This is a genomic window from Hamadaea sp. NPDC051192 (assembly GCF_040682475.1).
In the GTDB taxonomy this organism is placed as follows: Bacteria; Actinomycetota; Actinomycetes; order Mycobacteriales; family Micromonosporaceae; genus Hamadaea; species Hamadaea flava.
Map to the genome: position 1 here is coordinate 17,167 of NZ_JBFBAZ010000078.1, position 19,704 is coordinate 36,870.

Sequence of the window (19,704 nt, forward strand, 5' to 3'; positions counted from 1 at the left end):
GTGCGGCATCGTGCTGCCACGCCACCGGGGCAGATGCCGACAACACCAGGGGAATGGCAGCGGGGCTGCGCCAGCCGTCTGGGCCGCCTCACCGCAATGGCGTCACACGATCGCGCCACCCGGCGAGCCACGCTATGCAGCTGTTGCGGTTCGCGACGAAGGCCGACCTGCCAGCCAAGCAACATCGCTGGCATCGCGGCGACGCGCTGCACATACCTGGAGACCCGGCCGTCCCCGCTTGCGAAACCGTCACCGATCAAGAAAGAACCCTCGTCGATGTCCAATACACCAGGTCATCCCACGGCTGCTGCACCGGCGGCCGCAAAGCTCGTCGTCGCTGGCGGATTCGGTGCCGGTAAGACGACGTTCGTCCGTGCCGTGTCGGAGATTCAGACTGTCGACACCGAAGCCCCGTTGACCGCTCCGTCGCAGCAGACCGATGACACGTCGCTGGTTCCGGCCAAGACGTTCACCACGGTGGCGATGGACTTCGGCCGGTTGACGCTGCCGCCGGACCTGACGCTGTACTTATTCGGTACCCCGGGCCAGCAGCGGTTCTGGTTCATGTGGGACGACTTGGTCCGCGGAGCGTTCGGCGCGATCATCCTCGCCGACTCCCGCCGTCTGGCCGATGCGTTCGGTGCGATCGACTTCTTCGAAGCCCGCGACACCCCCTACACGGTGGTGATCAACAAGTTCGACGTTGAGCTGCTGTACTCGGTCGGCGAAATCACCGAAGCGTTGAGTGTGAGCGCGGATGTGCCGGTGCTGACCTGCGACGCGCGGGAACGCGAGCAGGTCATTCAGGTGCTGGTGGCGGTTGTCGAGCACAGCCTGAACCGCCGCCGCATCGCTGTAGCGCCGGTGACCGTCGCCGCGCTGGCGGGGCGGTGGTGATGACGGTGGGACGGCGCGTATTCGGGTGGAGTCTGCGGATGCGGGATCTGCCGATCCGGGTCAAGACCGCGTTCATTCTGCTGCCGATGGCGGCCGCGGCGGTAACGACCGGAGGATGGTCGCTGAACAACGCGGCGCAGTCAGCGCGAGCCGCTGAACGTACCCAGTCGCTGGTGCAATTGGCGGGGGCGTCGGCGGATCTGGCACACGAATTGCAGACGGAGCGGGCGGCGCTGGCGGCGCTGCTGCTGCCCGACGCCGGTCAGCAGGTCGCGGCCGCCTACGGGCAGCAGGTGGAACGTACCCGTCAGCGCACCGAGGCGTGGCGGACGCAGGCGGGCAGGATCGCGGACGCGCCGGCGGCGATCACCGTGATCATCGGGCGGGTCGACAGCGGGCTGGCAGATTTGGACGCCCAACGGTCGCGGCTGGCTGAAGGCAAACCGGCGGCGTTGTCGGGGGCGATGTTCGCCTATCGGATCATCGTCGCGGACCTGCTGACCTATCAGGACGCGGCTGCGCAGGCCGGCGTCGATCCGGTACTGGCCGATCAGATCCGCGCGGCCGCAGCGTTGGCCCGGGCCACGGAGGCGGTCGGTCAGCAGCAAGTAGCCGTGTTGCAGGCGCTAGCCCTGGGACAGTTGACCCCGTCGCTGTCGCAGGACATCGCCTCGGCCCGGTCTGCGTACGACGACGCGATCAAGACGTTCACCACCCTGGGCACGGTCGGCTGGCGGGTGGAGCTCGGCCGGCAGCTGACCGGCGCCGCTGTGCTGGACGCGGTGCGGCTGGAAGGTGTCGTCAGCCGGACCCCGGTATACCAGCGCGTCGAGACGACGGCGAAGGCCTGGACAGCGGCGATGAGCGCCAGGGCTGCCCGGCTGCGCCAGGTCGAGATCGTTGTTCACCGCGACATCACCACGACAGTTGCCGCGGCCCGCGACGCGCAGATCCGCATCGCCGTCACTCAAGGGTCGCTGACCGTCGCCGGCGTTGTGGCCGCGCTGCTGATCGGCATCACGGTCGCTCGGTCCACAACGCGGCGTCTACGCGGCCTGGAGACCGAGGCAGAGCTGATCGGCACGGTGCGACTGCCGCAGCTCAAAGACGCGTTGAGCACGGTCGCCACCCGCGACGGCGCAGCCGGGGTCATCCAGCGGCTCGCTGGACGCAGTGTGGTCACTGTGACCGGTCGTGATGAGATCGGCCGGGTCGCGGCGGCCCTCGGCGGGCTGCTCGGCGCGGCAGAGTCGGCGCTGGCGGGCGAAGCGGGGAACCGGGCGGCCGCGGGTGAGGCGACGGCCACGATCGCCCGCCGGGGCGCAGGCCTGGTCGAGGACATCATTCATCGTCTGGACGAGGTCGAGCGTGACGCCGACAGCGAGCTGCTCGCCAAGCTGTTCGCTGTCGATCATGGAATCACCCGTATGCGCCGGTTCCTGGACAATCTGCGGGTTCTCGCCGAGCGCGGCCTCAGCAAAATCCACTCCGGTGATGAGGACACCCTTGAGGTGCTGACCGCGGCGGGTCAGGAGATCGAGCAATACCAGCGGATCCGATTCGGGGCAGTTGCTCCGAGCCAGATCCGGACTGCTGCGGTCCCGGCCGTGCTGGTGGTGTTGCGTGAGTTGCTGGACAACGCTATCCAGTACAGCCCAGGAGACAGCCCCGTCGAGGTGTCCGCCCAGTGGGCTGACGGGGGTCTGCACATCACTGTCCGTGACACCGGTATCGGCATCCCGGCGGGCCTTCTGGCACATTTCAATCTGCTCCTGGCTGGCCAGGTGGCTTACCCCGAGCAGCCCGGTCAACTCGGGCTGACCGTCTCAGGGATCGTGGCCGCCCAGTACGGGCTGCCCGTCTGGCTGGAAGCCACCCAGCCGGGCGTCGCGGCGAACGTAGTCGTGCCCAACACCTACATCCTGCGCATGATCGCCGACCGGCGCCCCCCGATCATTCCCGGTCCACGGGCGGCGCTGGCCAGGACTGCCGATCACACGGCGACCCTGCCAACGGTCGGCCCACCGGTCTGGCCGACACCTGCACCCCAGCATGCGAGATCCAGCTGGCTGGACACCGACGTCGCACTGCCCGTCATCGAAGCCGACGAGCCGTGGCAGGCGGCCCTCGAGTCACCGGCAGTCACCGGGACGACCAGGTCGGGCCTGCCGCGCCGCGATCCAGCCGAAGTCGCACGGCGCGTGCCGCCACCTGCGCCGCCGGCTAATCCCCGCGCGTTGCGGATCGACCCCGAGCGGCAAAGCCACCAGGTCGCAGCCGTCGCCCGTGCCCTGTCCGCAGCGCACCACCGCCGTTCGACACGAGGAGATTCCTGATGAGTCCGCAAGATCCCGGCCGTCTGGCCATGTTCAGCGACGTGCTGACCCAGCTGACGGCGACGGTGCCGAAGATCGCCCACGCGGTCGCGATGTCGTCCGATGGCCTGGTCTTGGCCCGCACACCCCGCCTGAGCCAGGACCGGGCCGACAAGCTGTGCGCGGCCGTGTCCGGGGAGGTGTCCCTCGCGAGGTCCACCGCTAAGTTCCTGGAAGCCGGAGAGCACGTCTATTCGATGCTGGTCATGGATCTGGGAGTTCTGGTGGTGCAGCCGACCCCCGACGGCAGCGCCCTGGCGGCGCTCGCTCCGGAACTGGCCGATGCCGCCGATATCGCCTTCGCCCTGGCCGACCTCGCCCAGCGCATCGGCCAGCAGCTTTCACCTGGCCTACGCGTCGCCAGCCGGTAGCCCCCTGCGTAATCCCAGCCGTACTCAGCCGGGTGCGGCCACCCCTCTCCCCTCCTTGAGAAAGGACGCTGATGTTTCGTAGACGCCTCCCGTGGGTCCTGGCAACGGCGCTCGCCGTCGCGGTGTCCGGGTGCAGCGGTTCCGCGTTGAAACCCGATGACACCCAGAGCTCTTCTGACACCGTGCGGGTCGGGCTGATCCTGCCCCAGTCGGGCCCGTACAAGACCGCCGGTGACGACATCAAGGCCGGCTGGCAGCTGTATCTGAATCAGCACGGCGGCAAGCTCGGCGGCCACAAGGTCGAAGTCGTCGAGGCCGACGAGGGCGACGGCAAGGATGCAGTCCGCGCCGCCGGCAAGAAGCTGCTCGATCAGGACAAGGTCGACGTGATCGTCGGCAACGCCTCCGCGGAGACTGTGCTGTCGCTCGATCCGCTGCTGCGCCAGCGCGGCGTGCCGATGATCGGCACCGGCGGCCGGCCGTCCACCATCATCGACCCCACCTACATCTGGCACACCTCCTGGTTGAGCCAGGAGACCGGCGCCGCGATCGCCGACTACCTGCGCACCAACGTCAACGGCCCGGTGTACGCGATCGGACCCGACTACGTCGGCGGCCACGACCAGATCACCGGGTTCACCAAGGCGTTCACCGCCAAGGGCGGCAAGCTCGCCAACCCCGGCGGCGAGCCGGAATGGACCCCGTGGGCACCGACCCCGACGACGAACTTCCAACCCTACCTGGCCAAGATCAAAGCCTCGGGCGCGAAAGCCGTCTACACCTTCTACGCCGGCAGTTCCGCGGTGGAGTTCGTCAAGCAGTACCGCCAGTTCGGCGTGGACCTGCCCCTGTACGCGGCGGGCTTCCTCACCGACGGCTCGGTCCTGGCCGCCGAAGGCCAGGCGGCCGAAGGCATCTCCACCGTCCTGAACTACGCCGCCAACATCGACACCGACGCCAACCGCCGGTTCGTCGCGGCGTTCACCGCCCAGCACGCCGGCGCCACACCGAACATCTACCACGTGTGCGGCTGGGACGCCGCGATGGTCCTCGACATGGCCCTCACCCAGGCCACCGCGCCAACGTCGGCCGCCACGACCACGGCAGCCGCCAGCTCGACCACCACCGGCGTGCCCACCGTGGTGGCGCCGACTCCGCCGGCCGGGCGCAGCGCGATCACCACGGCGATCATGGCCGCGCTGCCGCACCTGGGCGAGGTGCCGTCCCCGCGTGGCGGATGGCAGTTCGGGCCGGTCAACCACACCCCTGTGCAGAAGTGGTACCTGCGCCGTGTCACCGCCGATGGCGGTGTCCTGGCCAACGTCAAGATCGCCGAACTGGCGACCCTGGGCTCATAGGAGACACCGACATGACCAACACCGACATCGAGCAGCGCTACGGCTTCGACAACACCAGCTCCGAAGGCGGCAACCAGCTGCAGCACCTCGCGGGCATCCTCGATCCGCACAGCATCAACGTCCTGACCAGCACCGGGATCACACCTGGCATGCGGTGCCTGGACATCGGCCCCGGCGCGGGCACGATCACGCACTGGCTGGCCGAGCAGGTCGGCCCGGACGGGCGCGTCACCGCGATCGACATCGCCCCCGCCCTGTCCAGTGGGCCGAACATCGGGATCCGGCAGGAAGACATCCGGGTCAGCGACTTCGACCCGGGCAGCTTCGACCTGATCCACGCCCGCCTGGTGCTCATGCACCTGCCCGAACGCCTCACAGTGCTGCAGAAGCTGGCCGACTGGCTACGGCCCGGCGGCACGATCGTGCTGTCCGAATGGGACTGCACCTACCTGAACCTGGTGCGGCACTGCCCCGAAGGCCACGACCCGAGCCTGCACGACCTGTTCCAGACCACCCTGATCAACGTGCTCACCCCACGCGGCATGAGCACCACCTGGGCCACCGAGGCGCACGGGGCGATGCTGCACTCCGGGCTGACCAAGGTCTCCACCGTCGTCGACGCCCGCACCTACCACGGCGGGACCGGCATCTGCCAGCTGCACTACAGCAACAGCCACCAGCTCAACGATGCGCTGCTGGCCGCCGGGATGACCGAACAGCAGCTGGCCAGCCTGCGCAAGATGCTGCTGGACCCGCGGCTGATGCTGTCGGGCTACCTCATGCACACCACGACCGGCCGCCGCCCGGCCGCCCACTAGCCGGAGCCGTGCCGTGGACTGGAATCTACTGTCCGGTTACGCCATCACCGGCCTGGACGGGCTGGCGTACGGGCTGCTGCTGTTCTGCATCGCCTCCGGTCTCACCCTGATCTGGGGTGTGGCCGACGTGCTCAACCTCGGCCACGGCACGCTCTACCTCGCCGGCGCCTACCTGGGCTGGTGGCTGGCCGACGGCGGCTGGGGCGGCCTAGCCGCCGCGACCGCCGTCGGCGCCCTCGCCGGCGCCGCCACCGGCGGAATGCTCGCCATCGCGCTGCGACCCCTGGCCGGTCGCCACCTCGACCAAGGCCTGGCCACCCTCGGCGGTGCGTTCGTCGCCGCCGACCTGCTCACCACCGCCACCGGCGGCCAACCCCTGCGCGCCGAAGCACCACTACCCGGCTCTGTGCCGCTGCTCGGCCACCTGTATCCGTCGTGGCGGCTGCTGTTCATCGCCGTCGCGGCCGTGCTCGCCGCCGCGATGATCCTGATCATCGACCGTTCCACGATCGGCGCCGTGATCCGGGCCGTCGTCGACGACGAGCCGATCGCCGCCGCCACCGGCATCCGCACCCGCCAGGTCCAAGCCGGCGTCCTCGCCACCGGATGCGCCCTAGCGGTCACGATCGGCGTGCTCGGCGCACCGGTCCTCGGGCCCGCGCCTGGTGTCGACGCCACCGTGCTCACCCTGTCGCTGATCATCGTCGTGGTCGGCGGCCTCGGCTCGATCCGCGGCGCTCTCCTCGCCGCCATCGGGGTCGGGCAGCTGCAGACCCTCGGCGTCCTGCTCGCACCGGCGGCGATGGTGCCGTTCCTGCTCGCCGCCGCCATGCTCGCCGTGCTCATCGCCCGGCCCACCCTAAACGGCAGGCCCGCATGAACAGCCGTCTTCGCACCCTGGCTCCCGGCGCGGGGCTGCTGATCGCGGTGCCGCTGCCGTGGATCGCCAACGCCTACGTCGTGTCCGTCGCCACCCTCGGCCTCATCACGGCGCTGCTGGCGATCAGCGCGCAGCTGGTCAACCTCGCCGGTCAGGCCGCGCTCGGCCAGGCCGGATACCTCGGCGTCGGCGCCTACACCGCGGCACTGCTCGCCGGCACGCCCGCCGGATACGGTGCGGTCCAGCTGGTGGCCGCCGCTGTGATCGGAGCCGTTGCCGCCGCCGTGACCGGTCTGGTCGCTATCCGGGCGCGAGGCGTGACCTTCCTGATGATCACGTTCGCGTGCGGAGAGCTGCTCCACGTCGCCGCGCTTGCGGCGACGCCCGTCACCGGCGGCAGCGAAGGCGTCCTCGTCCCCACCCGGCCTCCGCTTCCGGGAATGGCCGCGCTGGCCGCCGACGGATGGATCTACCTCTACGTCCTCGCCGTCACCGCGGCAGTGTGTTGCGGGATCTGGGCGATGCGGCGCAGCCGATGGGATCTGCGGCTACGGGCCATCGCCGGACATGAGCGGCGACTGCGGGCCAGTGGCCACCCCACCGGCCGCTACCTGTGGACCGCCTACACCACAGCGGGGGCAATCGCCGGACTCGCTGGGGCACTGCTGGTCACCGCCACCCACTACATCTCCCCCGCCGACCTCGGGTTCGCCGTCTCCGTCGTCGCGCTGTCCGCGGCGATCCTCGGCGTCGGCACCATGCCCGGCGCGGTACTCGCAGCGCTGACGCTGGTCACGGTCCGGGACTGGGTCGGCGGCTACACCGGCCACGGCATCGCGCTGCTCGGCCTGCTGCTGATCGTCGCCGCAGCCATCCCCCGCAACCGGTTCCTGCAATGGAGGACGCGATGACCCTGCGACTCGACCAGCTCGAACGACACTATGGTGGCCTCTACGCGCTCAAACCGTTGACCTTGACCATCGCCGACGGTGCCCGGCACGCGATCATCGGCCCCAACGGGGCCGGGAAGACGACACTGCTGCAACTGATCGCCGGCAGCCTCCGGCCGACCAACGGACGGCTCTTGCTCGACGGGACCGACATCACCGGACTGTCGGTACCCCGGCGGGTCGCGGCAGGGATCGGCCGCACACACCAGCATCCGGCCATCTACCCGAAGCTGACCGTCGCCGAACACCTCGCCGTCGCCATCCCGCGACACTCGGCGCCCGCCGAGCACGCGAGGGTGATCCTGGAGATGGTCGGCCTCGATCAGCACACCGCCACACTCGCCGGAAACCTGTCCTACGGGCAGCAGCGGCTGCTCGAACTCGCCATCGCGGTGGTTGCCAGACCCCGGCTGCTACTGCTCGACGAACCCTCCGCCGGCCTGTCCGACCACGACCTCCGACGACTGCGGTCAGTGGTGTTCGCCCTGAGCACCGATGTGACCGTCCTGCTGGTCGACCACAACCTCGACCTCGTCCGCGACGTTGCCGACCACGTCACCGTCCTGCACCACGGCCAGCACGTGACCACCGGAACCATCGACGAGGTCCGCGCCGACAGCACCGTGCGCCAGGCCTACCTCGGCAGAACCCCAGTCGCTACCGGCCGGGCACGCCCCGACACGGCACCCACCCTGATGACAGCCCACGTGCCGCACCTCGGGCACGGCATGGCGGCACCGGTGCTGACCGACGTCGACCTGACCGTCACCGTCGGCCACGGTCAGGTCGTGATCGGCCCCAACGGCGCCGGCAAAACCACCCTGCTGCACGCTCTGGCCGGCCTGCATCCAGCACCCGGAGCCCGACGCACAGTCGACGGCAAGCCCTACGCCGTGCGACATCCGGCAGACGTGCTGCGCGCCGGCATCGCCCTGGTCCCGCAGGGCCGCCGGCTGTGGACCCGGCTGACGGTCGCCGAACACCTCGCCGTCGCCCGCGCATACAGCCCCACCCGCGGCGCACCCACCAACATCCTCGACGCCATGCCAGAACTCGCCGCCCGACTCCGCCATCGCGCCGACCGGCTGTCCGGCGGCGAACAACAGATGCTCTCCCTGGCCCGCGCGTTGCTGGGCAACCCGCGGCTGCTGCTGCTCGACGAACCCGGCGAAGGGCTCGCCCCGATCGTCGTCGGCCGCCTCGGCCATCTCCTCGCCGACCGCGTCGACAACGGCCTGGCAGCCCTCATCGCCGAACCGCACCTACTCCTCGGACCACTGGTCGCCGACACCGTCCGCACCATCACCAGCCGCACCCTGGCTGCCACCCGCCCCATCGACCACCCCACCCACACCACATCCGCGGCGTTGTTCGCCGAGCCATCAACCGGGACAACCACATGATCAAGAAATCGAGAATCGATGCTACGGCCGCCGGCCAGTCAGCGACCTGCGACTCACACACGGCGGGAGACCCGGCGTGCTGAACCTCGACCAGGTCACATACGGCCACTCCCCCGCACAGCTTCGGCAGGTGACGTTCACCCTGCCCAGCGGCGTGATCGCGCAATTGGACGGGCCCACCGGGTCGGGCAAGTCCACCCTGCTCCGCGCGATTGCCCGCCACACCGACGTACACAAGGGCACCATCACCATCGCCGGACACGACACCACCGGCTGGAAAACGATACGCGTGGCCCAATACGTCGCCTACGCCCCGCAGCGGCACCGCGTGTGGCCGACCATGACCGTCGCAGACCACCTGCACCTGGCGTGGCCCATGCGCCGGGCACGGCGAACCACCCGCGACCAGGTCCTCGATATGTTCCCGCCGCTGGCCGCCCGACTGCGGCAACCGGCCGAACTGCTGCCCGCCGACCAGATTCATATGTTGTGCCTGGCTGTCACCCTGTTACGCAGCAAACCGCTCCTGCTGCTCGACGAACCATTCCGCGCACTCCCACCGGCGATCGGCCTCAGCGTGGCCGACCACCTGCGCGAGCTGACACGAGTCGGCACGACGATCCTGGTCGTGGACTCGGCCAGGACTCTCGACCGGCCGGAGATGACCCTAACCATCGACAGCGGCACACTCGCGGCGCACGTGCCCGCAGCGGCCAAGGTCCGCCGATGACCCGCCGGGCAGCATCCGCCCTCTCCGAAAGGCAGCCGCTCAGTCAGGCGGCCGACCGGATCCGACCAAGGCCCACGGGTGAAGCCCACGTGCAGGCGCCGCGGGCGTCCGCGCCCCGCAGCCAGATCGCGGCTGTGGCCGATAGCAGAGCACCACATTCGCCACCCGGCGTCGGCCCCTGCCGGATCTGCCTGCCCCTTCTGGAATCACGGACCCGCCATGATCACCCTCGCCGCCGTCTGCGCTGGAGAACCCAATGATCACCAAACCTGACGCCTGCATGTCCCTAAACGGCCGGTTGGCTCGGCTCGAGGCCGAACGTGACATCGCCCTGGCCCGTCTGATCGAAGCCGCCTGCGACCATCGCATCGGCGCCCTCATCCATGTCGGCTCGCTCGGCCGCGGCCACGGCGACGCCTTCTCCGATCTGGACCTGATCGCCGTGCCGCTCCTGCACACCAGCCCCAGCAAGGGTCGCGACATCTTTGCGGCGGCGTTCGGCGGACAGGCCCTAGCCGCCGTCACCGCGCCACGCAACGCGCCCGTCGGGGGCGACTACCAGGCAGTCTGTGTCCAGACCACGGACGCCGCGTTGTGGATCGACATATACGTGTGGCCACGGCAGACAGCTCGCGTCCCAGCGGACGGCAACATCGTGTTCGACCACATCGGGGTCGACGCGGATCCGCGGTCGTGCACGGATCTGCTCGCCGCGCACACCGACCCCGCCCGGCCCGCGCATCCGGCCGGTGGCGCCACCAGCCTGCTAAGGGTTGCTGTGGCAGCCAAATACCTTGCCCGCGGCGACCACAAACGGATGGCGGCCAAGGTGCCCCAGACCGCTGCGCTGACCTTCCGACCAGCGTCCCTTCGGCTGCACGCGATTCTCGACACCGTCACAGAACCGGAGTTGACGACCGCAGTGGCGGCCACCCGCAATCTCGTCGACCTCGCCGTAGAGCAGGCGTCGCGGCTGCGGCTAGAAGACGGGACGGATCGAAGATCACCGACTTGCTGATGATCGCTCCCGCCGACGGCCGGCTACTGGATTAGGACAAGGTCCGTGTCGCTGTGGCGCCGGCTTCGGACTCGAACCTGATGACCGTCGTCCAAACCGTCGCATTCCGACTATTCAGTCGCCCGCCTGACCGGACAAGACGCGGAGGGTACGCCCGCGTCTTGTCCCAGCTGCCCATGACAAGCCGCTGTTGCTTCACCAGCACAACAACCGCGGCCTGGACTCGCCGGGCCCGCCGACCAGCAGCCGCACCGTGGCACCACACCGCACCTGCGCGCCGGCCTGGCGTCACGCCAGGCGGGCCTAGCCTTCCTCATTTCGAAATGGAGCGCACTGTCGATGATCGAGACTGAATCCCTGGCACCATGGCAGAAGGATCAGCGTTCCGGCCGGCAGGTGCCACTCGGCGAGCTGTTCCGGCAGATCGACGGCCGGTACATCACCAACACCGACGTCACCACCGAACCCGGGCATTGGATCGAGTCGCCGCGGCCCCGGTTTGATGAGGACGGCGGATGTCACGTTCCCGGACTCGGGTACCGGCGGTGGACGTTCGCCGAGCACGAGGCCTATGCGGTAACGGTCCACGACCGGCACCGGCCGGTCATCACCAGCCGCTTCCCATGGTGTCGTGCGACCTGCTCCGGCTGCCCCGGGCGCGCGGGGTTCGCGTCCTGCCCGCACGCCAGGTGGGCGCAGTCGATCCGCACCCTGCTCGGGCTGCTGCGCGGCAGCACGATGCTGCTCGCCTCCCACCCAGAGCCCGCTCCTGCTACACCGCACGACACTCCGGTCGGCCGACACATCGACTATCGGCTCCTGGTGCCGGGAACCCTTGGCCCGACCGAGCTGAGCGTCTACTGCGACGGGTCGATCCGTGACACCAACCACCAGCCACAGATCCTGACCGCCGAGCAGCTTCGCGTCGACATCCGGGACGTGCTGCGCCGACATCATCCGATCGGATGTCCGCTCCAGCTGAGCCGCAGCTGGCCGTGGCTGACCGTCAACGAACAGCGGATCTGCTACGGGTGCGCCACTACCAACGGCAACGGCAACAGCTGGCAGGTGGGCTGGTGCGAAGCCCGCGAATGGGCCCTAGCGTGGCGGCAAGCCCCCGCATGGCTGCTGGCCTGCATCGGCATGCCCTGCACCGCCTGGCCACGGCCCGTGGATCCACAGATAGCCGCCCACACCTCCCACTGCACCGCCGACCAACCCACCCGCACACCCGCCGCTCCCGTCACCGTGACCCTGCGGAGCACCCGGTGAACCGCGAGCAGCCCACGACAGACGTAGACAGGACCGCACACGGCATGTGGTCGGCATACGTCGATGCCTGCATGCAACTCGGCCGGCAGCTGGCCGCCTACCGCAAGCACGCCGGGTGGACACAGAAACACCTCGCCGCCGTGATGCGGCGCAGCATCTCCGCGATCAGCGCCGCCGAGAACGGCCACAACCCCCACGACGCCGGCTTCTGGCGCACCGCCGACCTCCTCCTGATCACCGGCGGCACCCTCGCCCAAGCCTGGGTTGCTGTCGCACAGCACAAGCAAGCAGCCGACGCCCAAGCCGCCACCGAACGCGCCCGCAAGCAGGCCACCCTCGCCCATGAAGACCAGAGTCGACGGTGCCTGAACCCAGCCGACTGCCTCTGCCTGATCGCGGTCGCTTACTGGACCGGCCGTGAGATCCGCGCCCTGCGCGTCGCACTGCGCTACGGCTTCCCCGACTGGGCCCACCAGCTCGACATCGATCTGGAGACCGTCTACGGCTGGGAGAAACCCCACGCCACAACGCCCCGCCTGGAACACCAGCTTCTGCTCGACCGGCTGCTCGCCGACGCGCCCATCCACGCTCGCTCACGATTCCGGCAACTGGCCAGCGCTTCGCCACTGGGCAGCCGCCCAGAGCCACCCACCGCACCGACGATGCCCGGACGCGGCCACCGATGACCACCTGACGACAGCCACGTCGACGACGTCCTCGACGGCTGGTGGCGGACCCGCGCGGCATTGATCTGGTCCGCGCCGCCGTAACAGCCCTGTGTGACATCTATATCGCTTCGGACAGCGTTCCCAGCCTGCACGAACCCTTGAGCGCTGGCCGTGTCCGGCCCACCAGAAACCCGCACGGCGAGGCCTGGCCGCCACACAGTCCCAGTTCCGCGGCTGTGCTCCTCCCCCGCGCGATCGCCGATCAACCTCTGGAGTTCCTGATGCCGAACCCCGCCACGCCACCGGCGGACCACGCCAACCAGCCCGATAGCACCAGTGACCCCTCACCCCCAGCGACGCCGGGGGTATCCGGCCGCCGCATCCTGATCTGGGTACTGGCGGGGATCGCGACGGCCATGAGCATGCTCGCCACCTGCACCGCGACGATCGCGATCACCCACCCCTGGACGCCGCGAACCACACCCACCACCGCGAGTCCGACCGTGGCAACCCGCGCTGCAGAAACCGTCCAATCCGACACCGCCCGCCAGCTCGCCCAGATCATGACCGTCCTGATCACAGCCGCCGACTATCCCCAACCCACAACAGGCAGGGCACACTTCACCACCGCCCCGTGCCGCTACCACACCAGCATCTACCGGATCGCCGGATTCGACGGCATCCCCGTACCGCTCAACCAGATCCCGACGGCAGCGACCGCCTTCCGCGACGGCATCACACACGCCGGATACATCGTGGACAGCACCACCTGGAGCGACAACAACATCATCCGCATCCACTTCCACACCCGCGGCTTCGAAGCCACCCTCGCCAACGGACCACCCGCCGCCAACATGGCAAGCCTCAGCATCTACCTCATATCCGACTGCTACCGCAGCCCCGACGGCGTATTCCCGCTGAACGTCCATCAGCTACAGCCGAGCCCAGAACCGCCATCACCGCTCACCCCCGTTCAGGCCCGCACCACCACCGATGTGCCAGAGGGTCAGTTTTCACGCGTCGCCAAAGGTGGCTGTAGGACCGGAAGCTACCCCGACGAGGAAACCGGGCTGCGGCCGGCAGGGCCACCACGGGTGACGTTCACCGTGAACACGGTGACCACCGTCGGTGCTCACGCGTCCGCGGTGGCGCTGGTCTTCGACTGCCACGCCCGGCCGGTCGCGCTGAACTGCATCCACGACCCAGACGGCGACATCGCCGAAGCTCGCCTGGCCAGCCATATCGAAGCAGTCACCCCGTTGTCCGGGTCGGCGGCGGGCCGGGCGGAAACCGAACCGGTCCTGGCGTATCTAGCTGGTCGGCATCAGCCGTTGTGGTGTTACCGCGACGGCGAACCCGCCGCCTCCCGCCACGAACTGGCCGACGACGCCGAACTGGCGTCCTCGGCGGCGGCCTTGGATGTGGTCCGGTGAGGCATCGCAGCATCATCGACGTTCACCTGATCCTGCGCCGCGCAGACGGCGCGATCCTCCTGCTGCGGCGTGATCGGACCGGCTACGGCGACGGGATGCTGGCGCTGCCGTCGGGGCATCTCGAACGCGATGAGACCGCTGCCGAGGCGGTGCGGCGGGAAGCCATGGAGGAGGTCGGCGTCGCGGTCGATCAGGCCGATCTGCGGCTGCTGCATGTGCTGCACCGTGCCGGTGACGGCGGTAGCGACCGTCTCGGCCTGTTCTACCTGGCGGACCGTTGGACCGGCTCCGCGGTCAACGCCGAACCCGGACGGTGTAGCGAACTGGTCTGGGCCGACCCCGCGAACCTGCCACCGGATGTCATCGCCTATCCGGCGCAGGGCATCCACCACGGCCTGGCCGGGCTGCCCTACGGCGAGTTCGGCTGGCCGGCCACGCCTGCAGTGGCCGGGCTGGCCTACGGGACCGTACAGGTGGTCAAGCATGATCCGGCATGGTTTGCCCACGCCGCCGCTCATACCGGCACCGTCCGGGCCACGCTGGACGGTGCGGCCGACCGGGTCGAGCATGTCGGGTCTACCGCGGTGCAGGGCCTCACCTCTAAGCCGATCATCGACGTGGCGGTCCGGCTGCATCCCGACGCCCACCCGGCCGAGGTGATCGCCGCGCTGCACGAGGCGAACTATCAGTTCCGCGGCGACAAACACCAGCACGGTGGCATGCTGTTCGTCGCCGAGCCCACACCTGGCGTCCGCGTCGCACACCTTCACGTCCTGACCGCAGACGACCCACAATGGGATCGCTACCTGCGGGTACGTGATCGGCTACGGGGCGACCGGCAGCTGGTTGCCGCCTACAGCCGTCTCAAGCAGCGGCTTGCCGCCGAGCATCCCGACGACCGAGCCGCGTACACCGCAGGCAAAGCTGAGTTCTTGCAGCAGCTAGCCGCCGAGAAGCACCCTGCTGTCACTGCGACTTCGCGGATACAGCGGGTCCGGGCCCTACTGGTCACCCCGGCGGGCCGGCTGCTGGTGATTCGGCGAGCAAAGCCGGGTGAGGAGCCGTTCTGGATGCTGCCCGGCGGTGACATCGAACCCGATGATGCCAGTCTCGAGGACGCCTGCCGGCGGGAGGTCGCCGAGGAAACCGGCGGCCAGGCGGACCTGCACCAGCTGATCGGCGTGTGCCACGTCGGCGAGCGGACCCATGCGATCTTCCTCGCCCGCATCACCACCTGGGATCCGGCGACGCGTAGCGGTCCGGAACTGGCCACCAACGGCACGTTCGACCTCGAAGAACTACCACTCGACGCCGATACGCTCGCCGACGGACGGGTGTGGCCGGCACCCGCGTTGGAATCGATCGCTGAACATCTGCGTGCCGGCCAGGACCTGTTCACCCTGCCCGATCTGCGAGAGACGGCTCGGCTGGACTGGTGTTCGGTGCGCCGGCCAGCGCCGTGGGATGGGCCGATCGCGATGGTCACCGGCAGCCGAGCCAAACACGCGATCGCCGCCGACCACGTCCTGGCCTACGGCATCGACCTCGAACATGTGGACCTGTCGCTGCCGGAGCTGCAGTCGACCGACGTGGCGGTGATCGCTGCGGGCAAGGCCAAACATGCCTACGCCGAGCTCGGCAGGCCACTGATCGTCGAAGACTCCGGCTTCGGCCTCGACGACCTCGCCGGATATCCGGGTGCCCTGGTCAAACATTTGATCACCGCCGGCGGTGCGACTGCGGTCGCGCACCTGGCCGACCTGACCGCGACGCGGGCGTGCACGTCGACGGCCGCGCTCGCCTACGCCGACGCCTACGGGGTGGTCACCTTCACCCACCGACGCACCGGCCACCTCGCCCGGCAGCCCGTCGGAGAGTCCGATCAGCTGCCGCTATGGACCGTCTACATCCCACTCGGCGCCCACCAACCTCTGGCGGCCCTCCCCCACTCGCAGCAGCGTGCCTTTCACGACGACTGGTCGCAGACCAGCGTGTTCGCACAGTTCGCCCGCTGGTACGGCCGCCACCGTGACATCTGGGGTGGTGCCTGATGCGGTCGATCCTGCCCGACATCGGCCGCGTACGGGAAAACCGCCACCGGCGTGAGGTCATCTGCATCGATCGGGTGTGGTCGGGCACCGCCGGTGTGCACGCCCGCGCCGAAACCACCGGCAGGCCGCTGTTCGTCAAAACCTTGCCCCAACGCGGCGGCCACCACTCGTACGAGCTGTTCAACATGACCGTCCAGCGTGAATGGTCCGCAGCCGCCATCCCCACGATCACGCCGGTGCCGACGCCGGCTGGGGTCCTGCACCGCCAGCCGGGTCTGGCGATGTCGGTCTGGGACCGGATCGCCTTCGACCCAGGCACCGCCGCCACCAGCGTCCGCTGGCAAGACATCGGCATCCCCGTCACCGCTGCCTACCTCGGCGCCGGCGGACCGCTGGCACCTGCCGAGATCGTGTCCAGCGCGCGGCTGGCGCTGCTGCACCGCCTCACCACCGCCTACCCACTTAGCGACCTGATCACCGGCCAGCTGCCGGCGCGCGTCTACGATCAGCAACGCATCTACTGGAATCAGCGGTGCATCACCATCGACCGGATGCTCGACCTCCTACCCGACCTGGAACAGCGGCCACGCGAGCTGACATCGCCGGAACCCGCCGGCTGCAGCCGGGCGAGCATCGTCGCGGCCAGTGGACAGCAGGCGAACCGATGACCCCGCCGGTCCTGGTCACCGGGGTATCGGGAAGCGGCAAGTCCGCGCTGACCCGCGCCTTGATCAGCCGCGGCCGGCGGGCCATCAGCTTGGACGCCTACCCGGGGTTGGCGCACTGGGCTGACCACACCCACACGCGTGTCACCCGTCCGGCCAACCCTGACCTACGCTGGCTGCGCGATCACCGGTGGATCTTCAACTCCCAAGTGCTCGACCAGCTCATCACCATCGAGACTCCGGGTAGCCGCGAACGGCCGCTGATCTTGTGCGGGGTCGCCGCGAACCTCGCCAGCCTTCGTGACCGGTTCGGCATCGTGATCATGCTCGACATCGACCCTGCCACCCAAGCCGCCCGAATCAACAACGCCAGCCGTGGCAACGATTTCGGCCGCATCGGCGACAGCGCCCGCTGGCTAGCCGACACCTACACCACCGAACGCGAGCAGCTGCGCGCGATCGCCGACACCGTCCTCGACGCCACCGGGGATCTCACATCTATCACCGACATGATCATCAACCTGTGCGGAGGCCACGATGCCCAACGCTGACCACAGTCCCCCGTCCCCCGCCGAGCCGCAGGCACAGATGCGAGGCACCGATCAGCGCAGCTGCCCGTTCTGCCAGATCATCGCCAGCCTGGCCGATCAGGGCGTGTGCATCCCAGTCACCGAGCGGTTCGTGACGTTTCCCGCCAAGCATCAACGTCCCGGCAACCGCGGGCACATGCTGCTCGTACCCGTCGGCCACCGCACCACCATGCAGGAGTTGTCCCCTTATGAGGAACTGGAGCTCGTGAACGCGTGGAACGCCGTGGGCGCAGCTGTCCGCGACGCGACCGGCGCCACGGGGATCACCATCCGCATGAACCTCGGCCCACCGGGACAAGACGTCGCCCACCTGCATCTACACGTCATTCCACGCCACCCAGAGAACGCGTTCGCCCACACAGCCTCCCGGGAACTCTCGCTGGCCGAACGACTAGCCATCGCCGACCAGGTCCGTGCTCACCTCGTCGCCGACGTACGCCCACAGCGGACCATCACCGAAGCGTCACCCTCCAGCACGTCCAGCCCAGGCTCGGACGCATAGCTGCCACCATCAGGCGCCGCGACCGCGCCACTCGGAGGCGACGATGTACAACGCCGACATCTACGACAATCTCTACAGCACGGCATGGACAAGGACCACGTCAGCGATACGGGTAAGATCGCGGCGCTCATCCGGGACGCATCACCCCGAGCGCGGACAGCGTGCTCGACGTCGGCTGAGGCACCGCCAACCACCTCGCCGCACTCGTCCAGATGTTCTCGCATGTCGAAGGAGTCGAACCGGCAAGAGCCATGCGGGTCGTCGCCCGCCGCCACCACCGATAGCTGCACGACCGTCAGGTTGGGCCCGCTCCACCCTTGACGGCTTCCTGTCCCCGCACACATGGACATGCACTACCTAGTCGCCGACCACGACACCCTGGAACCCATTCGGCAGTTCCACGACACCCACGTCATGAGCCTGTTCGCGATCGAGCAATACCAGCAGGCGATGACCAGCGCCGGGCTCACCGGCATCCGCAGCCTCGCCGGCTGGCAGCCGGGTCGGCCCCGCGTATTCGGACGCCAGCCCGGACCCGGCAGCCGAATCGCACTGGTCGGAGAGAATGCTCCGGCAAGAGCACCGTCTCCCCACTCCTCGCCGCGCTCTACCAGCCCACGGCGAGCGTCGTCGACAGACAAGATGGGTCGGCTGCGGAGGATCGGCTGAGCCGTATCTGGGCTGGGTTGGCTTCTTATCTGGACGTGGCGTCTTTGGGGTTCCCTGAAAGGGAAGTCTGACCTGTCAACATCCGTGTGAGACCGGTGTTGAGCTGCCGATACCTCGCTCTGCGGGTAGCAGTAGGGGGAGCAGTGCGTCAGAGCCCCCTACTGCCGGGGCTGCTGCCACTCCCGCTGCCGTTTGGTCATACGCAGTACCGCCCGGTGCCAGGTTTACGGGCAGAGCGAAAACTTTTCCATGATCGCCTGTAATCAGAGGCCCCAAAAGGTGGCTAAGAGGGATACGGGGGCTACTAACACCAGCCGCCCCCGAGAACCCAGCCCGACAACGGAGTTCCTTGCCCGGTCTCCGAGCCCGCCGGCAGGCAGGCGAACAGCCAGGCCCCTCGTACAGCTGCGCGACGTGGGCGCGCCGCGAACCGGCTGATCACCGGCTCGTGACACATAGGCAGCGACCTGCCGACCTCGAGTCGGCGGGCCGGGCACTGCTGCGCGGGTGCGAAGCATCAGGGGAAGAACCCGAATGGGGATAACAAGGGGGGTATGCCCCTCCCCACCCAAGGCACATCGGCATCCATCCATCTGTACTGGTAGTGATGCATCCAGCCCCGACCGTCGCGAGCCACTCCCCCCAACGTCGGCCCCACGGCCGGACACCGCATGAGCCCAACCCACAACACCTGTGAGCCCCTGTGAGCCTCATTCACGCCCAACCCGGTAACCGGCCCCGACCACCGTCGACACCCAGGCGCACACGTCGACGCCGCACGTGGCATGTGTGAGTTCGTGTGATGCCTGCTCAGCGGGTGTGTGAGCCCGTGTGAGCCACCAGCACTGGACCTGTGAGCCCCGACCCGCCCACGCTCGAAAGCGATGACCACCATGACCCCAAACCCCACCCCACAGCCCCGAACCCCACCCACCCCACCAGCGACCACCACCGGCCGTAGCCTGCTCACCACAACCCTGGCCGCCCGCATCAGCGCCACCCTGGTCACCCTGATCGCCGGCTACACCTCCTACAACCACATCGCCCACGTCGC

At 68.8% G+C, this 19,704-nt stretch carries 17 protein-coding genes; all 17 read left to right on the plus strand.

Going from position 1 to position 19,704, the window contains the following annotated elements:
• The first annotated feature begins 276 nt into the window (after positions 1 to 276).
• The 17 genes from AB0M47_RS27410 to AB0M47_RS27490 all read left to right on the plus strand — a co-directional run bounded on the left by AB0M47_RS27410 (position 277) and on the right by AB0M47_RS27490 (position 17,981).
• Positions 277 to 897: an ATP/GTP-binding protein gene (locus tag AB0M47_RS27410; RefSeq protein ID WP_363419105.1), complete on the plus strand. Its 621-nt coding sequence runs from the start codon at positions 277 to 279 to the stop codon at positions 895 to 897.
• 5 nt (positions 898 to 902) lie between these two features.
• Positions 903 to 3,233, plus strand: a complete 2,331-nt coding sequence (locus AB0M47_RS27415) for a nitrate- and nitrite sensing domain-containing protein (protein WP_363419074.1) — start codon at positions 903 to 905, stop codon at positions 3,231 to 3,233.
• A complete protein-coding gene (locus tag AB0M47_RS27420; RefSeq protein WP_363419076.1) occupies positions 3,233 to 3,643 on the plus strand; it encodes a roadblock/LC7 domain-containing protein in 411 nt (136 codons plus the stop codon). Before AB0M47_RS27415 ends, AB0M47_RS27420 begins: the two co-directional genes overlap by 1 nt.
• Positions 3,644 to 3,825: 182 nt before the next feature.
• Positions 3,826 to 5,001 carry an ABC transporter substrate-binding protein gene (locus tag AB0M47_RS27425; RefSeq protein ID WP_363419078.1) on the plus strand — a complete coding sequence of 392 codons (1,176 nt, stop codon included), beginning with the start codon at positions 3,826 to 3,828 and terminating at the stop codon, positions 4,999 to 5,001.
• An 11-nt stretch (positions 5,002 to 5,012) separates the two neighbouring features.
• Complete coding sequence (locus AB0M47_RS27430) at positions 5,013 to 5,819, plus strand: class I SAM-dependent methyltransferase (protein ID WP_363419080.1); 807 nt, start codon at positions 5,013 to 5,015, stop codon at positions 5,817 to 5,819.
• Positions 5,820 to 5,832: 13 nt separating this feature from the next.
• Positions 5,833 to 6,699: a branched-chain amino acid ABC transporter permease gene (locus AB0M47_RS27435; RefSeq protein ID WP_363419081.1), complete on the plus strand. Its 867-nt coding sequence runs from the start codon at positions 5,833 to 5,835 to the stop codon at positions 6,697 to 6,699.
• The gene (locus AB0M47_RS27440) at positions 6,696 to 7,610 is read left to right on the plus strand and encodes a branched-chain amino acid ABC transporter permease (protein ID WP_363419083.1); all 915 of its coding nucleotides are present in this window, start codon (positions 6,696 to 6,698) and stop codon (positions 7,608 to 7,610) included. The genes AB0M47_RS27435 and AB0M47_RS27440 overlap by 4 nt, the downstream gene beginning before the upstream one ends.
• The gene (locus AB0M47_RS27445; protein ID WP_363419085.1) at positions 7,607 to 9,052 is read left to right on the plus strand and encodes an ATP-binding cassette domain-containing protein; all 1,446 of its coding nucleotides are present in this window, start codon (positions 7,607 to 7,609) and stop codon (positions 9,050 to 9,052) included. Before AB0M47_RS27440 ends, AB0M47_RS27445 begins: the two co-directional genes overlap by 4 nt.
• 76 nt (positions 9,053 to 9,128) lie before the next feature.
• Entirely contained in the window at positions 9,129 to 9,782 is a 654-nt protein-coding gene (locus AB0M47_RS27450) for an ATP-binding cassette domain-containing protein (protein ID WP_363419087.1), read from the plus strand.
• 256 nt (positions 9,783 to 10,038) lie between these two features.
• Positions 10,039 to 10,800: a hypothetical protein gene (locus AB0M47_RS27455; RefSeq protein ID WP_363419089.1), complete on the plus strand. Its 762-nt coding sequence runs from the start codon at positions 10,039 to 10,041 to the stop codon at positions 10,798 to 10,800.
• A gap of 339 nt (positions 10,801 to 11,139) precedes the next feature.
• A complete protein-coding gene (locus AB0M47_RS27460; protein ID WP_363419091.1) occupies positions 11,140 to 12,072 on the plus strand; it encodes a hypothetical protein in 933 nt (310 codons plus the stop codon).
• The gene (locus AB0M47_RS27465; protein ID WP_363419093.1) at positions 12,069 to 12,758 is read left to right on the plus strand and encodes a helix-turn-helix domain-containing protein; all 690 of its coding nucleotides are present in this window, start codon (positions 12,069 to 12,071) and stop codon (positions 12,756 to 12,758) included. The genes AB0M47_RS27460 and AB0M47_RS27465 overlap by 4 nt, the downstream gene beginning before the upstream one ends.
• Positions 12,759 to 13,021: 263 nt before the next feature.
• On the plus strand, positions 13,022 to 14,173 hold the full coding sequence (locus AB0M47_RS27470; RefSeq protein ID WP_363419095.1) for a hypothetical protein: 1,152 nt from the start codon (positions 13,022 to 13,024) through the stop codon (positions 14,171 to 14,173).
• The gene (locus AB0M47_RS27475) at positions 14,170 to 16,224 is read left to right on the plus strand and encodes a non-canonical purine NTP pyrophosphatase (RefSeq protein ID WP_363419097.1); all 2,055 of its coding nucleotides are present in this window, start codon (positions 14,170 to 14,172) and stop codon (positions 16,222 to 16,224) included. The genes AB0M47_RS27470 and AB0M47_RS27475 overlap by 4 nt, the downstream gene beginning before the upstream one ends.
• Positions 16,224 to 16,892, plus strand: a complete 669-nt coding sequence (locus AB0M47_RS27480; RefSeq protein WP_363419099.1) for a hypothetical protein — start codon at positions 16,224 to 16,226, stop codon at positions 16,890 to 16,892. Before AB0M47_RS27475 ends, AB0M47_RS27480 begins: the two co-directional genes overlap by 1 nt.
• Entirely contained in the window at positions 16,889 to 17,440 is a 552-nt protein-coding gene (locus tag AB0M47_RS27485) for a hypothetical protein (RefSeq protein ID WP_363419101.1), read from the plus strand. Before AB0M47_RS27480 ends, AB0M47_RS27485 begins: the two co-directional genes overlap by 4 nt.
• Positions 17,427 to 17,981, plus strand: coding sequence for an HIT family protein (locus AB0M47_RS27490; protein ID WP_363419103.1), 555 nt, complete (start codon positions 17,427 to 17,429; stop codon positions 17,979 to 17,981). The genes AB0M47_RS27485 and AB0M47_RS27490 overlap by 14 nt, the downstream gene beginning before the upstream one ends.
• The last annotated feature ends 1,723 nt before the right edge of the window (positions 17,982 to 19,704 follow it).